Origin of the sequence: Marinimicrobium sp. C6131 (assembly GCF_026153455.1) — a bacterium.
Classification (GTDB): domain Bacteria; phylum Pseudomonadota; class Gammaproteobacteria; order Pseudomonadales; family Cellvibrionaceae; genus Marinimicrobium.
In genome coordinates this window covers 2,347,038-2,361,779 of record NZ_CP110629.1, presented here as the reverse complement: position 1 = coordinate 2,361,779, position 14,742 = coordinate 2,347,038, and the positions used below count along the sequence as shown (strand labels likewise).

16 protein-coding genes are annotated in these 14,742 nt (G+C 60.1%); 13 read left to right on the top strand and 3 right to left on the bottom strand.

Features of this window, described 5'->3' with window-relative positions; translation table 11 throughout:
• Positions 1–2 precede the first annotated feature (2 nt).
• The 8 genes from miaA (at position 3) to OOT55_RS10185 (ending at position 7,764) form a co-directional block, all read left to right on the top strand.
• Positions 3–995, top strand: coding sequence for a tRNA (adenosine(37)-N6)-dimethylallyltransferase MiaA (miaA, locus tag OOT55_RS10220; protein ID WP_265365775.1), 993 nt, complete (start codon positions 3–5; stop codon positions 993–995).
• A 113-nt stretch (positions 996–1,108) separates the two neighbouring features.
• On the top strand, positions 1,109–1,369 hold the full coding sequence (gene hfq, locus OOT55_RS10215; RefSeq protein ID WP_024461140.1) for an RNA chaperone Hfq: 261 nt from the start codon (positions 1,109–1,111) through the stop codon (positions 1,367–1,369).
• A 20-nt stretch (positions 1,370–1,389) separates the two neighbouring features.
• Positions 1,390–2,706, top strand: a complete 1,317-nt coding sequence (gene hflX, locus OOT55_RS10210) for a ribosome rescue GTPase HflX (RefSeq protein ID WP_265365774.1) — start codon at positions 1,390–1,392, stop codon at positions 2,704–2,706.
• Between the two features lie 119 nt (positions 2,707–2,825).
• Positions 2,826–3,992 carry an FtsH protease activity modulator HflK gene (gene hflK, locus OOT55_RS10205; protein WP_265365773.1) on the top strand — a complete coding sequence of 389 codons (1,167 nt, stop codon included), beginning with the start codon at positions 2,826–2,828 and terminating at the stop codon, positions 3,990–3,992.
• The gene (gene hflC, locus OOT55_RS10200) at positions 3,992–4,867 is read left to right on the top strand and encodes a protease modulator HflC (protein WP_265365772.1); all 876 of its coding nucleotides are present in this window, start codon (positions 3,992–3,994) and stop codon (positions 4,865–4,867) included. The genes hflK and hflC overlap by 1 nt, the downstream gene beginning before the upstream one ends.
• A gap of 99 nt (positions 4,868–4,966) precedes the next feature.
• On the top strand, positions 4,967–5,152 hold the full coding sequence (locus tag OOT55_RS10195; RefSeq protein ID WP_265365771.1) for a DUF2065 domain-containing protein: 186 nt from the start codon (positions 4,967–4,969) through the stop codon (positions 5,150–5,152).
• A gap of 92 nt (positions 5,153–5,244) precedes the next feature.
• Complete coding sequence (locus OOT55_RS10190) at positions 5,245–6,423, top strand: ATP phosphoribosyltransferase regulatory subunit (protein WP_265365770.1); 1,179 nt, start codon at positions 5,245–5,247, stop codon at positions 6,421–6,423.
• 45 nt (positions 6,424–6,468) lie between these two features.
• The gene (locus OOT55_RS10185) at positions 6,469–7,764 is read left to right on the top strand and encodes an adenylosuccinate synthase (RefSeq protein WP_265365769.1); all 1,296 of its coding nucleotides are present in this window, start codon (positions 6,469–6,471) and stop codon (positions 7,762–7,764) included.
• A 542-nt stretch (positions 7,765–8,306) separates the two neighbouring features.
• Here OOT55_RS10185 and smpB read toward each other — a convergent pair.
• Positions 8,307–8,789 carry an SsrA-binding protein SmpB gene (gene smpB, locus OOT55_RS10180; protein WP_265365768.1) on the bottom strand — a complete coding sequence of 161 codons (483 nt, stop codon included), beginning with the start codon at positions 8,787–8,789 and terminating at the stop codon, positions 8,307–8,309.
• Between the two features lie 199 nt (positions 8,790–8,988).
• On the opposite strand from smpB, the gene OOT55_RS10175 reads away from it, so the two are divergent.
• The 3 genes from OOT55_RS10175 to OOT55_RS10165 are packed head-to-tail and all read left to right on the top strand — an operon-like array spanning position 8,989 to position 11,143.
• Positions 8,989–10,347, top strand: coding sequence for a sodium-dependent transporter (locus tag OOT55_RS10175; protein ID WP_265365767.1), 1,359 nt, complete (start codon positions 8,989–8,991; stop codon positions 10,345–10,347).
• A gap of 28 nt (positions 10,348–10,375) precedes the next feature.
• Positions 10,376–10,810 (top strand): type II toxin-antitoxin system RatA family toxin, encoded by a 435-nt coding sequence (locus OOT55_RS10170; RefSeq protein WP_265365766.1) that lies wholly within the window; start codon positions 10,376–10,378, stop codon positions 10,808–10,810.
• Positions 10,811–10,822: 12 nt separating this feature from the next.
• Entirely contained in the window at positions 10,823–11,143 is a 321-nt protein-coding gene (locus tag OOT55_RS10165) for an RnfH family protein (protein WP_265365765.1), read from the top strand.
• Positions 11,144–11,176: 33 nt separating this feature from the next.
• Here the strand turns inward: OOT55_RS10165 and OOT55_RS10160 are convergent, their stop codons facing one another.
• Positions 11,177–11,638, bottom strand: coding sequence for an outer membrane protein assembly factor BamE (locus OOT55_RS10160; protein WP_265365764.1), 462 nt, complete (start codon positions 11,636–11,638; stop codon positions 11,177–11,179).
• Positions 11,639–11,715: 77 nt separating this feature from the next.
• On the opposite strand from OOT55_RS10160, the gene fur reads away from it, so the two are divergent.
• Positions 11,716–12,123 carry a ferric iron uptake transcriptional regulator gene (gene fur, locus OOT55_RS10155; RefSeq protein ID WP_265365763.1) on the top strand — a complete coding sequence of 136 codons (408 nt, stop codon included), beginning with the start codon at positions 11,716–11,718 and terminating at the stop codon, positions 12,121–12,123.
• Positions 12,124–12,264: 141 nt separating this feature from the next.
• Here the strand turns inward: fur and recN are convergent, their stop codons facing one another.
• Positions 12,265–13,941 (bottom strand): DNA repair protein RecN, encoded by a 1,677-nt coding sequence (recN, locus tag OOT55_RS10150; protein WP_265365762.1) that lies wholly within the window; start codon positions 13,939–13,941, stop codon positions 12,265–12,267.
• 195 nt (positions 13,942–14,136) lie between these two features.
• Here recN and grpE point away from each other — a divergent pair, with 195 nt between their 5' ends.
• Positions 14,137–14,724 (top strand): nucleotide exchange factor GrpE, encoded by a 588-nt coding sequence (grpE, locus tag OOT55_RS10145; protein ID WP_265365761.1) that lies wholly within the window; start codon positions 14,137–14,139, stop codon positions 14,722–14,724.
• Positions 14,725–14,742 lie beyond the last annotated feature (18 nt).

The window sequence follows — 14,742 nt, the reverse complement described above, 5'->3', positions numbered from 1 at the left end:
CAATGACCAACCGCCAAAAAGTCATTCTCCTGATGGGCCCCACCGCCTCCGGCAAAACCGCCCTGGCCATGGCCCTGCGCGAACACCTGCCGGTGGAGCTGATCAGTGTCGACTCCACCCTCGTCTACCGGGGCATGAACATCGGCACCGCCAAACCCACCGCCGAAGAGCTCGCCCGGGCGCCGCACCGGTTGATTGATATCCGCGATCCGGCCGATCCTTACTCGGCGGCGGACTTTCGGGTCGACGCCGAGCGGGAAATCGCCGACATTCACGCGGCTGGCCGCATTCCGCTGTTGGTGGGCGGCACCATGCTCTACTTTAAAGCCCTGTTGGACGGCCTGGCACCCATGCCCGAGGCAGACTCGACGGTGCGCGAGGCCATCGAGCGCGAAGCCGCTGAACACGGCTGGCCCCATATTCATGCGCAGTTGGCCGACGTGGACCCTGAAATCGCGGCCGAAATCCATCCTAACCACTCCCAACGCCTCAGTCGTGCCCTGGAAGTCTATCGGGTCAGCGGCAAAACCATGACCCAATTGCGTCGGGAGCAGCGGGCCCAGGCCGGCCCGGCGTTTACCGAGCGCTTCGAGGTCACCCAGTTGGCCATATCCCCCCGTGATCGCAAGGTGCTGCACCAGCGTATACACACGCGCTTCGAGCAGATGTTGGAACAGGGGCTGATCGACGAGGTCAAAGCCCTGCGTGCTCGAGGGGACCTGGCACCGAGCCTGCCGGCAATACGGGCGGTGGGCTACCGGCAGGTCTGGGAGTACCTGGACGGCCTGGAGGGATCGGGGCCACGGATGGGCCGGGACGTGCTGTGTGAACGTGGTGTGGTCGCGACGCGCCAGCTGGCCAAGCGCCAGCTGACGTGGCTGCGGGGTTGGCCTTCACTCTCGTGGATTTACACGCAGGACGAGTCCGGTCTGGATCTCAACTTGCAAGAAATTGTTAAGAACACCTTGAATTCTATGGGTACTAAGACCATATAATAGCGGTGTGAGAATCCTAGTCAGTTTTTCATGTTTTTCTGGCCGCCCCCTCTCGACACCCTTTCGGAGAGGACTTAGGCGGATAAATTCCTATCTCGATAAGGAGAATAACCATGTCAAAAGGGCATAGTTTACAAGACCCTTACCTGAACGTACTGCGCAAAGAGCGTGTACCGGTATCCATTTACCTGGTAAACGGCATCAAGTTGCAGGGTCAGGTTGAATCGTTCGACCAGTTTGTCGTGCTGTTGAAAAATACCGTCAGCCAGATGGTGTACAAGCACGCCATTTCCACGGTTGTGCCCTCTCGCGCTGTGCGTGTCCCTCTGCTGAATCCGGCAGAAGGTGAAGGCGAGGAAGCACCGGCCGAGTAATCTGCCGCTGAGGTAACTACTTGTTTTTTGATCGTCCCGACTCCGGTGAACTGGCCGTGCTGGTTCACCTGGATCTCTCCCACGGCCAAGCGCCGGAAGACCCCCGAGAATTTGAAGAGCTGGTACTCTCTGCTGGTGGTGACCCTGTTGCCCTGGTGGGTGGTCAGCGCGCCGCGCCCCATGCCAAATACTTTGTCGGTACCGGCAAGCTCGAAGAGCTGCAGGCACTGGTCAAGGAAAATGGCGCGGAGCTGGTGATCTTCAATCACACCCTGTCTCCCAGTCAGGAGCGCAACCTCGAGCGGGCCCTTGAATGCCGGGTGCTGGACCGCACGGGGCTGATTCTGGATATTTTTGCCCAGCGTGCCCGGACCTTCGAAGGTAAGCTGCAGGTTGAGCTGGCTCAGTTGCGCCATATGTCCACCCGACTGGTGCGCGGCTGGACCCACCTGGAGCGGCAGAAAGGGGGGATCGGTCTGCGGGGTCCGGGTGAAACCCAGCTCGAAACCGACCGCCGATTGCTGCGCGGGCGGATCACCGCCATTGAAAAGCGTCTGGCAAAAGTGCGCACCCAGCGCGACCAGGGGCGTCGTTCCCGTCAGCGGGCGGATATTCCCACCGTGTCCCTGGTGGGTTATACCAACGCCGGCAAGTCGACCCTCTTCAACCAGATTACCGATGCGAAGGTGTTCGCGGAAAACCAGTTGTTCGCGACTCTGGACCCGACCATGCGCCGACTCGAGGTGCCCGATGTGGGGGCGTTGATTCTGGCGGATACGGTGGGGTTCATCAGCCATTTGCCGCACAAGCTGGTGCAGGCGTTCCGCGCGACCCTCGAGGAGGCCAGCAACTCCAGTCTGTTGCTGCATGTCATTGATGCCGCCGCGGAAGAGCGGATGCACAATATTGAACAGGTCGAGGAAGTGCTGGCGGAAATTGGCGCGGCTGAGCTGCCTGAGCTGCGGGTCTACAACAAGATTGACCTGCTGGGCATGGAGCCCCGTATCGATCGCGATGACCACGGCAAGCCAATTGCGGTATGGCTGTCCGCGCAGACCGGCCAGGGCGTCGAATTGCTGTTGGAGGCCATCTCTGATGCCCTGGGGCGGGAGATGGTGGCGGGTAAGCTGCAGTTGAAGCCGGAACAGGGGCGACTGCGGGCTCGCCTGTATCAGCAGCAGGCCGTTGCCGATGAGCAACATGGCGATGACGGATCGGTGTTGCTGGATGTGCGGTTGCCGAAGAGCGATCTGATGCGTCTGCTCAGTGCCGAAAAGTTGCGTTACGACCAGTTGCATTGGGCCGACGGGGACGATTCAGACCGAATTGCCTGTTAGAGCGCCCCTCGACTTTGCTAGAATCTCGTTCCTGCCGGAGCGTTTTGCTCGCTGGTATCAGAATACCCATTCCCGGGTGCATGTCACCCGGGAAAGACGTTAATCGACGGAGAGTCAATATGGCCTGGAATGAACCGGGAGGCGGGGGTAAGGACCCCTGGGGCGGCGGCAACAACAGCGGCCCGCCAGACTTGGATGAAGCCTGGAAGAAGTTTCGAGATCGCCTGAACGGTCTGTTTGGCGGCTCGGGCGGCGGCTCCGGCAGTGGTGGTGGCGCAGGCAGTGCCGCGCCCCTGGTGGGTATTGTGTTGCTGATCGCCGCGGCCATCTATTTTGTGCTCGGCTTCTATGTGGTCGATGCCAAAGAGCGCGCGGTGGTCCTGCAGTTCGGTGCGTTCCAGGAAATCAAAGATGCCGGTCTGCGCTGGAATGCGCCGTTGATTACGACGGTCTTTGTGGAAAATGTCACCGAGGAGCGTCAGTACCCCTCGCGCGGGCTTATGCTGACCCAGGACGAAAGCATCGTCGAACTGCCGATTACCGTCCAGTACAACGTCAACGATGTGAAGGCGTTTGTTCTGAATGTCCGCGATCCGGAAAACAGTCTGCGCCAGGCCGCCGACAGCGCATTGCGTCATGTGGTGGGCTCGAGTGAGATCAATCAGGTGCTTTCCGGTGGGCGCCAGTTGATCGCCGATGAGGTACAGCAGCGCCTGCAGAACTATCTGGACAGTTACGGTGCCGGCATTGAGGTGCGTGAAGTGAACATCCAGGAGGCCCGTCCGCCGGAAGAGGTGCGCGATGCCTTTGATGATGTGATCAAGGCCAAAGAGGATGAAGAGCGCCTGAAGAACGAAGCCCAGGCCTATGCGAACTCCGTCATTCCCCAGGCTCGTGGTCAGGCCCAGCGAATGATTGAAGAGGCGGAAGCCTATCGCGCTCGCGTGGTGGCCGAGGCGGAAGGTGAGTCTCGCCGTTTTGAACTGTTGATGGCCGAGTTTGAAAAGGCACCTGAAGTGACCCGCCGCCGCCTCTACATTGATGCGGTCGAGGAAGTGTTTTCCAAGGCCAGCAAAGTCATGGTGGATGTGGAAGACGGCAATAACATGATGTATCTGCCGCTCGACCGACTGCAGAACCGTCAGAGCGATGGAGCGACCGGCAACACCGGCCAGACCGGTATGACCGCCGAAGCGCTGCGGGATGTCACCGAACAGGTGACCCGGGAGCTCAACCGTCGCCCATCCAGCGCCACGCGAACCAATACTCGGGGGGATATTCGCTGATGTCCAATAAAGGTATCTTTACCCTGGTCCTGCTGGGCGTTCTGGTTCTGGTTGGCGCCAATACCGTATTCATTGTCAATGAGTACGAGCGAGCGGTCGTGCTTCGCTTCGGTGCGTTGGTGAATGCGGATGTCGAGCCCGGGGTGCATATCAAACTGCCGTTTGCCGATCGGGTGCGCAAGTTCGATGGTCGCATACTCACTGCCGACGCGCGTCCGGAGAGTTTCTATACGGTCGAGAATAAGCGTCTGATCGTCGACTCCTATGCCAAGTGGCGGGTCAAGAACGTCGAAGCCTACTACAAGGCCACCGGTGGCCAGGAAGATGTGGCCGATGCCCGTCTGGCTTCCCGGGTGGCGGACGGTTTGCGCAACGAGGTCGGTCGCCGCACGCTCCATGAAGTGGTCTCCGGTGAGCGGGACAAGCTGATGGAGGACCTTACCGCCCAGATGAACGAAACCGCCATGGAGCTGTTGGGGGTTGAAGTCATCGATATCCGTGTAAAACGGATCGATCTGCCGGAGGATGTCAGTGAATCGGTGTTTGACCGGATGGCCGCCGACCGGGAGAAAGAGGCCCGCGAATACCGGGCGACCGGTCGTGAGCAGGCCGAAGTCATTCGGGCGGACGCCGATCGCCAGCGGGCGGTTCTCGAGGCCAATGCCTATCGCGATGCCGAACTGCTGCGCGGTGACGGGGATGCCCGGGCGGCCGCCATTTACGCGGCGGCGTTCAACCAGAATCCGGACTTCTATGCCTTTGTTCGCAGCCTGAACGCCTACAGAAATGCGTTCAATGGCAGCGATGACCTTCTGGTGGTGGATCCGTCGAGCGAGTTCTTTCAGTACCTGAAGGACGCCGAGGGCCAAAAATAGCCGGTGAATGGGCACCATTTCTCGGCAAAAAGTGCTAAAATCCTGCCGCCGGGCGCGTAGAGCGCCCGGTTTTTTGTGTCCGGTTTGGGAGTGGCCGCCATGTGGGATGATCTCGCGCGTGCCTTCTGCCTGATGCTGGTGATCGAAGGCATACTTCCGTTTCTGTACCCCCAGCGGTGGCGCCAGGCCGTGGCAACACTGGCCAGGGTGGATGATCGCCGACTGCGTACCATGGGGCTGGTAAGCATGCTTATCGGGGCCGGTCTGCTGTTTTGGCTTCGCTAGGCGTTGTCTTCACCCGGTAGCGTCTGCGCCAGGTGTTGTTCCCCGACCGAGACCATTGCGTACGCTGAATCCAACAACTGTTCGAGTCTGTTATGACCTATGCTGACCGCTGGCTGTTGCCCGACGGTGTTGAGGAAATTCTGCCTGCCGAGGCCGAGGCCATCGAGCAACTGCGCCGTCGTCTGGTAGACCTTTACCGCACCTGGGGTTACGACCTGGTGATTCCGCCGTTGCTGGAGTACACCGACTCTCTGCTCACTGGTCTGGGCCGCGATGTGGACCTGCTGACCTTCAAGGTGACCGATCAGCTTTCGGGGCGCACTCTGGGGATCCGCGCCGATATCACGCCGCAGACCGCCCGGATGGATGCCCACAGTTTTACGCTGACGGGCGCCAATCGCCTCTGCTACGCGGGTCATGTGGTGCACGCCAAGCCCAAGAATCCTCTCGCCACCCGTACCCCCATTCAGGCCGGTGTGGAATTTTTCGGTGAGCCGGGCACTCGGGCTGACATCGAGGTCGTGTCGTTGCTGCTCGAATCTCTGGCGCTGGCCGGACTACCCCGCCAGCACATCGACCTGGGGCACGTCGGCATTTACCGCGCCCTGGCCGATGCCGCCGGTCTCAGCCAGACCCAGGAAGACACCTTTTTCGATCTGCTGCAACGCAAGGCCGTCACGGAAATTCGTGACTGGGTGGCGGAGAACCTGGCTGATTCCACATTGGCTGACGTGTTCCTGGCGCTGCCGGGGCTTGCCGGAGATCGCTCAGTGCTGGACCGTGCCCGGGATTGCTTTGCGCAATGTCCGTCTGCCGTGCAGGAGGCTGTGGATCAACTGGAGCAGGTCGCTGACGTGGTGGCCGAGCGCTACCCGGCCGCCGAGCTGTACTTTGATCTCGGCGAAGTCCGTGGCTACCACTATCTGACCGGGCTGGTGTTTGCGGCGTTCGCGCCCGGCTATGGCAATCCGATTGCCAGCGGCGGTCGCTACGATCATATTGGCGAGGTATTCGGCCGGGCTCGACCGGCTACGGGCTTCGCTGTGGATATCTCCGCAATCAGCAAGTTGGGATTGATTGAAAGAAGCGCGCCCCGAGGGATCTGGGCGGCCGGTGAACCCACTCCCGAGCAGTGGCAGGCTGTGCAGACGCTGCGAGCGGACGGCGAGCGCGTGGTTTGTGGTGCTGAGCCGACACCGCCCGAGGAAGCGGGCTGTGATCGCCAACTGGTCCTGAAGGACGGACACTACCAGGTTATTCCTCTGGCCTGACCGGCCGGGGAGCACATTCAATGTTACAAAATGAGTTGCACAAACATGGGTAAGAACGTCGTGATTTTGGGCACCCAGTGGGGTGACGAAGGCAAGGGTAAGATCGTCGACCTGCTGACCGATCAGGTATCGCTGGTGGCCCGCTTCCAGGGCGGGCACAATGCCGGCCACACACTGGTGATCGACGGTGAAAAGACCGTTCTGCACCTGATTCCGTCAGGCATTCTGCGCGAAGACGTGACCTGCCTGATCGGCAATGGCGTGGTGCTGTCTCCGGAGGCCCTGTTCAAGGAAATTGCCGAGTTGGAAGCCAAGAATGTACCGGTGCGCAAGCGCCTGCGTCTGTCTCCGGCCTGTCCGTTGATTCTGCCTTACCACATTGCGCTGGATCAGGCTCGCGAAGCGGCCCGCGGCAACGCCAAGATCGGCACCACCGGTCGGGGCATCGGCCCGGCCTATGAGGACAAAGTGGCCCGCCGGGGGTTGCGATTGGGCGATCTGTTGAACATGGACCGCTTTGCGATCAAATTGAAAGAAGTGCTGGACTACCACAATTTCATGCTGACCCGCTATTACGGCGTGGATGCGGTGGACTATCAGCAAGTGCTGGATACCTGCATCGCCTGGGCCGAAGAGCTGCGTCCGATGATCACAGATGTGACCGAGGCGCTGCACAGCGCCCGCGAGCGGGGTGAAGGCATTCTGTTTGAAGGTGCCCAGGGCTCTCTGCTGGACATCGATCACGGAACCTACCCGTTTGTGACCTCTTCCAACACCACCGCCGGCGGTACTGCCACGGGGTCCGGTTTTGGCCCCATGTACCTCGATTACGTGCTGGGTATCACCAAGGCCTACACTACTCGGGTCGGCTCCGGGCCGTTCCCCACCGAGCTGGATTGCGGTGTGGGTCAACACCTGGGCGAAAAGGGCCATGAGTTCGGTGCGACCACCGGGCGGAAACGTCGTTGTGGCTGGTTTGATGCGGTGGCTCTGCATCACGTTAACCGGATCAATAGCGTGACGGGTCTGTGCCTGACCAAGCTGGATGTGCTGGATGGTCTGGAAACGGTGAAAATTTGCGTGGAGTACCGCGATACCCAGGGTAACCCGGTCGGTATTCCGTTCGACGCAGAGGGCTGGGAGGCGATTGAGCCGGTGTACGAGGAGTTGCCAGGCTGGCAGGAGTCGACCGTCGGCGCCAAGACGCTGGATGAGCTGCCGGAGAATGCCCGCGCTTATATCCGCCGTCTGGAGGAGATTCTGAAGACGCCGGTAGACATCATCTCCACCGGCCCGGACCGCATCGAAACCATCGTCCTGCGCCACCCTTTCTCGGCGTAGTCGAACCCCCTAAAAAACCCGTAGGGCGGATAAGGCCAAAGGCCGCATCCGCCGTTACTTGGGCGCTGTTCGTGCTCTAATTTTCCGGAGAGTCTAGCCCCTCCAGAACCTCCGGGCTCACTATCAGGTGGGCTGTTTCGGGCATGGCATTCCGGTGCCTCAAAAGACTCCGGGCCCGCTACCGGGTGACCTGTTTTCAAAACACATGAACCCATCCATGGGGCTCCCTCGCTTCATCCCTGAAGCGAGGGCTTGAAAACAGGTCACCCGGCACCGTGCCCTCCGAGGTGTATTCACGTTCTGGTGTAATTATCTATACCCACTGAACCGGCCGTCTACTCCAGAGGGCTCGATGTCAGGTGGGCTGTTTCGGAACCCTCGCTTCAGGGATGAAGCGAGGGAGCTACAGGGACGTATTCATCGCGTTTCCGAAACAGCCCACCTGATAGCGAGCCCGGGTTTTCTGGAGGGAACGAGCCCCGCTAAAGGGCTCGGAGGCTTTGGAGGGTCCAGGCTTTCTGGAGGGAGTGCCCATTAAACAACTACCGATTCACATCCTTCATGATCGCCCGCTTCTGGCGATTCCAGTCGCGCTCCTTCTCCGTCTCGCGCTTATCGTGCTCCTGCTTGCCTTTACCCAGCGCCACCTCGCACTTCACCAGATGCTTCTTCCAATACAGCGCCGTCGCCACCACCGTGTAGCCCTTCTGCTCCGCCGCCGCCTGCAGCTTCGCAATCTCCTTGCGCTTGAGCAGCAACTTGCGCGTCCGGGTCGGATCGGTCACAAAGTGAGTCGACGCCGAGGGTAATGGGGATATGTGGGCGCCCAGCAACCACGCCTCGCCGTTTTTGAACAACACATAGGTATCCGTCAGTTGCACCTTGCCCTGACGCAGGCTCTTCACCTCCCAGCCCTGCAGCGACAGGCCCGCCTCCACGCGATCCTGAAGCGCGAAATCAAATTTGGCCTTCTTGTTCAGCGCAATGGTATTGCCGCTGGGCTTCTTACCCTTCTTTTTACTCATCGAAATGATCAACCTTGCTCGGGGCGTGAATGTGCGGCGGGCATTATAAAGGCTTGAGGGGCCCGCTGTCTGCCCGGCCAATGGGCGGAACCCTGCACATTCCCGACAATTGCCGTTACAATGCCGCCTTTGTGCCTGCACAACCGGGCAGTCCGCGTGCGCCTATCCGGCGCGAACCGACTTTAACACGGAGCAAGCCGTGGAACGCATCAAACAACACGCCATCTGGGGACACAAGGGCACCTTTGTACTGGCCGCGACCGGTTCGGCGGTCGGTCTCGGCAATATCTGGAAGTTTCCCTACATCACCGGCGAAAACGGCGGTGGGGCCTTTGTTCTGATGTATTTGGTGTTTATTGCCCTGATCGGTGTGCCGGTCATGATTGCCGAAGTGGTGTTGGGGCGCCACGGGCGTGCCAATCCCGTGGCTTCCGTACAGAAAATGGCCCGGCAGAGCCGGGTTTCCCCACACTGGAGCCTGATTGGCGGCGTGGGGGTGCTTACTGCGTTTCTGATCCTGTCGTTTTACAGTGTGATTGCGGGCTGGGCGCTGGACTATATGAGTACGGCGGTGCGGGGAGGCTTCAGCGGCTGGAATGGTGAATCGGCCAGCGCCGCCTTTGATGCCCTGCTGGCCGATCCGGTACGCCTGATGCTCTGGCAGACGGTGTTTATCGGTCTGACCGTGCTCGTGGTGGCCTTTGGCGTGACTCGGGGCCTGGAAACGGCGGTGCGGGTGTTGATGCCGCTGTTGTTTCTGCTGTTGTTGCTGTTGCTGGGGTACGCTGCTGTAGCGGGGGAGTTCGCCCAGGGACTGCACTTCATGTTTGACTTCAATGTGTCGGACTTGTCCTGGCAAGGTGCGTCGGTCGCATTGGGGCACGCGTTCTTCACCTTGAGTCTGGCCATGGGGGCGATCATGGCCTATGGCTCCTATATGCCGGGCAAGGCGTCGATCGGCAAAATGGTCGTGACCGTGGCCGTGTTGGACACGCTGGTGGCGTTGGTGGCCGGGCTGGCCATGTTTCCGATTGTATTTGCAACGCCAGGTATCTCACCCGGTGCCGGGCCCGGCCTGATGTTTGTCAGCCTGCCCGTGGCTTTCGGCAGCATGCCCGGTGGGGTGATCTTTGGCGCGGCTTTCTTTGTGCTGGTTACCCTGGCGGCCTGGAGCTCGACCATCTCGCTGCTCGAGCCCTGCGTTGCCTACATTACCGAGCGTTTCGGGCTCAAGCGGCTCACGGCGAATGGTCTGATTGCCGGCGGTGCCTGGCTGCTGGGGATCGGCTCGGTATTGTCGTTCAACCACTGGGCCGCCTTCAGAGGCCTGTTCGGTCTGAACATTTTTGATTTTCTCGACTTTGTCACTCAGCGGGTCATGTTGCCGCTGGGCGGTTTGGCAATGGCGTTGTTTGTCGGCTGGGTCGCTCATCGCGAGCTGCTGCGCCACGAGCTGCGCCAGGAAAGCGACGGCCAGTTTGAGCTCTGGCTGACGTTGCTCAAATACCTCTGTCCGCCGGCACTATTGCTGATTCTGGTCGGCGGCTTCTGGGCCTGATGGCCACGAATCAACGGGAGATGTTTTCTTGACCCATCGAGTAGAGCGCAGTGCACTGGTGAATTATTCACCGTCGCAGATGTTTGATCTGGTAAATGATATCGAGGCCTATCCTGAGTACATGAGCGACTGTGTGGGCGCGGAAGTGTTGCGCCGGGGCGACGGTTGGCTCGAGGCGCGCCTGGAACTGCAGAAAGCCGGTATCAGCCAGAGCTTTGTGACGCACAATGTACTGCAGGCGCCCGAGAGTATGACCATGAGCCTGGTGGATGGGCCCTTTTCCCGTCTGGAGGGCAAGTGGACGTTCGAGCCGGTGGGCGAGGGCTGCCGGGTCCGGCTGGAACTGGAGTTTGACATGCAGAATCGCCTGCTGAGCCTGGCGGTGGGCAAGTTTTTCGAGTCGGCAGCAAGTCAGCAGGTGGATGCGCTGTGCAGCCGAGCCAGACAGATCTATGGTGTTTAAGAGGCGGCAATAATGGCGGATGGTGATTTGATTACCGTAGAAGTGGCGTATGCCCGGCCGGATCAGCAGAAAATCATAGAGCTGTTGGTGGAGCCGGGGACGACCGCGTATCAGGCGGCGGAGCGTTCGGGGATTGTGAAAGTGTTTCCCGAAATTGACCTGGAGAGCGCCAAAATGGGTATTTTCGGTCAGGCGCTCGGGACCAAGGGCTTGAAACCGCCCCGGGAGCATGAGCTGCAGCCCGGGGATCGGGTCGAGATCTATCGGCCGCTGATTTCAGATCCGAAGGAAGTGCGTCGCAAGAGAGCCCAGAAGAAGCAGGCCGAGTCCTGACTGAGTGCGCCAGGCCGGCGAGGCTCGGTGCGATTACATGGTATTGGTGGGCAGCGGCGTAGCCTCGGTATCCTCGTTGGGGTCCTCGCCCGGGGTCGGCAAGGGGTCGCCTTCGATATTGGTCGGCACCAGTGGCGCTTCCTCCTCGTCTCCATCCTCTTGCGGGCGGACGGCGCTGCCTTCATAGTGAGTCATCTGGTCGTTTTCAAAATAGACCGTCAAGTGGCGCTCACGCAGGGTGTCGTCGCCGCGGCTCAGGCTGTAGTGATAATCCCATCGGTCCTGATTGAAGCTATCCTCAAGCAGCGGTGTGCCCAACACGAAGCGCACCTGGCGCTTGGTCATGCCGGTTTCCAGTTGGTCGATCATCTCCTGGGTGATGATGTGTCCTTGCTGCACATAAATCTTGTGCACTCCGGGAAATTGGAAATAGGAGCAACCTGTCAGGCTGGCGAATAAGACGGCGACCAGTGAGAGTTTGCTGGCTATTTTCATACAAGGGCTTCCACTTGGCAAAATGAACGGGGATAATACCCGATTGACGCGAATACTGAGAAGGGTTTGGGGGTTAAATGGCCGAAGAAAATCAGGAACTGCGCAAAGCGGGGCTGAAAGTCACGCTGCCCCGGGTGAAGATTCTGCAAATGCTGGAGTCGTCTGAAAACCACCATATGAGCGCTGAAGATGTCTACAAGGCGCTGATGGAGGCGGGTGACGACGTGGGCCTGGCCACCGTGTATCGGGTGTTGACGCAATTTGAAAGTGCCGGTCTGGTGGAGCGCCACAATTTTGATGGTGGCCACTCGGTGTTTGAAATTGCTCGTGGTGAGCATCACGATCATATGGTATGTATGGACTCAGGCGAGGTCGTTGAGTTCCACAATGAAGAAATTGAGCGTCTGCAGCGGCAGATCGCCGAGCAGCACGGCTATGAGTTGGTTGATCACAACCTGGTGCTGTACGTAAAGCCCAAAAAGTAACCCTCAGCCATGGGGGGCGCTGGTCTTTGGTGGCGGCACCACATGGGCGCCCTGCCAGTGGCCTGTAGGACGCTTAGGCGAGGCCTGGTGTTGCTCAGCGCAATGTGAGGCACCCAGGTGGTGCCGAATGCCCCGGCCCCCTCAGGCAGCTCCCTCGGTCACCATCTCCCTGGCGTGAGCCAGTGATTGTTCGGTGACCTTCATTCCGCCCAGCATGCGGGCTATCTCCTCAATTTTCCGCTCTCCTTCGAGTGTTACCAGAGTGGACTCTGCCGACTGCTTGTCGGCTGTTTTGGTGACCTGAAGGTGTTGGTGGCTCTTGCTGGCGACCTGTGCGAGGTGCGTGACGCACAGCACCTGGCCGCCCTCACCAAGCTGGCGCAATAAGCGCCCCACGACATCGCCCGTGGCGCCGCCAATCCCGACATCCACTTCGTCGAATACCAGCGTCGGAATCGCGGAGGTGCGGGCGGTCACCACCTGAATGGCCAGACTGACCCGGGACAGTTCGCCGCCAGAGGCGACCTTGTTCAGTGACCGTGCTGGCTGGCCGGGGTTGGTGCTGATGATGAATTCCACTTCTTCGAGCCCTTGAGGGCCCGGCCTGTCCACGAGCGGCGCCAGGCTTACTTCCAGGCGGGCATTCGGCATTGCCAAATCGCTCAGTTGCTGATTGACGGCTCTGGCAAGCTTGGTGCTCGTGCTTTGGCGAGCCTTGGAGAGGGTGGTGGCGGCTTTGCGATATTCGGCCTCGGCGGCTTGCATCTGCTGCTCCAGTTCGTCCAGCCGCTCGTCACCGCCCTGAAGTTGCGCCAGTTCCTCGCTCAGATCGGCAAACAGCTGGGGCAACTGCTCGGGTCCAATGCGATGCTTGCGAGCCACTTCGTAAATGGCGCTCAAGCGCTCTTCCACTTCGCGCAGCCGCTCCGGATCGAGGTTGAAGCCGTCGATATGATGCTCCACCTCGCGCTGCGCTTCGTCGACCTGAATCTGGGCGCTGGTGAGCAGTTGTTCTGCCTCCTGCAGGGCGGAGGACTTCTCGGGCATGTCCCGCAACAGGTGCAATGCCCGGTGCATCAACACACTCAACCCCTGGTCATCATCGCCGCACAGCGCCGACAGTTCATGGCTGGCACGCAAGATATCTTCGGCGTGGGCGAGGCTGCGCTGCTCCGCTTCCAGCTCGTCCAGTTCACCGTCTTTCAGGTCGAGTTGCTCCAGCTCCTGAACCTGATAGCTCAGGAGTTGAAAGCGGGCGCTGACCTCTTCCGCATTGTCGCGCAGGGCTTCGAAGTCGCGTTTACATGCCTGCCAGTGCCGATGGGCCTGGCGTACCCGGCCTGCGAGCTCGCTCTGACCGGCGTATTCATCCAGCAGGTGCCGATGGGTTTCCTTGCGCAACAGGGACTGGTGCTCGTGCTGACTGTGGATGTCGATCAGCATCTCCCCCAGGGTTCTCAACTGCTGCAGGGTCACGGGGTGACCGTTGATGAACGCCTTGGAGCGGCCCTCGGCGGTGATCACCCGTCGCAGCAGACACTCGTTCGGGGCCTCTTCCTGCAGTAGCTCCTGGGCTTCCAGCCACTGTCGGGCAGCCGGAATGCGCTGAGTATCGAAAGTGGCGTGAATATCCGCCTTGCGGGCGCCGGCCCGGACTCGCTGGCCATCGGCCCGGTCGCCCAGAGTCTGTCCCAGCGCGTCCAGCACGATGGATTTACCGGCTCCGGTTTCCCCGGTAATGGCGGTCATGCCGGGTCTGAGGTCGAGATCCAACTGATCTACCAGGGTGAAATGACGAATGCTGAGATGCGTGAGCATAGTGACCCTCACAGAGCGAGAGAAAGTAATCTGTGTTTTTATACAGTAAAACACGGGCGCCCGCTAGAGTGCCAGCGGGAAAATGTGATTTGAGCGCAGTCGGGCCCTTGAATCCGTTCTGGGAAGCCCCATATAGGCTCCACGTTCTTATTCTGCAGCTCCCGGCTGCCAAGGTAAATGATAACGGAGACCAGTGTGGCTAACGAAGACAATCGCGACGCTCAAGAGTACGAAGAGGTGGCGGCGGAGACCGAGTCGGCCGAGACCGACACCGACACCCCTGGCGGGGATGAGCCCGGGGAGGAGTCGGTGGAGGCCCTGAAGGCCAGGATTGACTCCCTGTCCGCTGCTATGGAGGCGGCCAAGGAGCAGGTGCTTCGCTCGCAGGCCGAAGCCCAGAACGCCCGCCGGCGTGCCGAACAGGATGTGGAGAAGGCCCATAAATTCGGCCAGGAAAAGCTCCTGCAGGATTTGCTTCCGGTCGTGGATAACCTGGAGCGTGCCCTGGCCGCCATGGATACTGACAACCCTGATCTGAAAGCGGTGGTCGAGGGGATTCAACTGACTCATAAGTCATTTATCGATGCCCTGGCCAAGTACCACGTCGAGCCAGTGGATCCCCGGGGAGAACCCTTTGATCCCGAGCGGCACCAGGCCATGACCATGGTGGCCAACCCCGACGTTGAGCCCAATACGGTGATTGATGTCTTCCAGAAAGGGTACACCCTGCACGGCCGACTGGTTCGGCCGGCGATGGTCGTGGTGTCCAAAGGTGCCGAATAAGGTTTGAGCTTGGGCCGG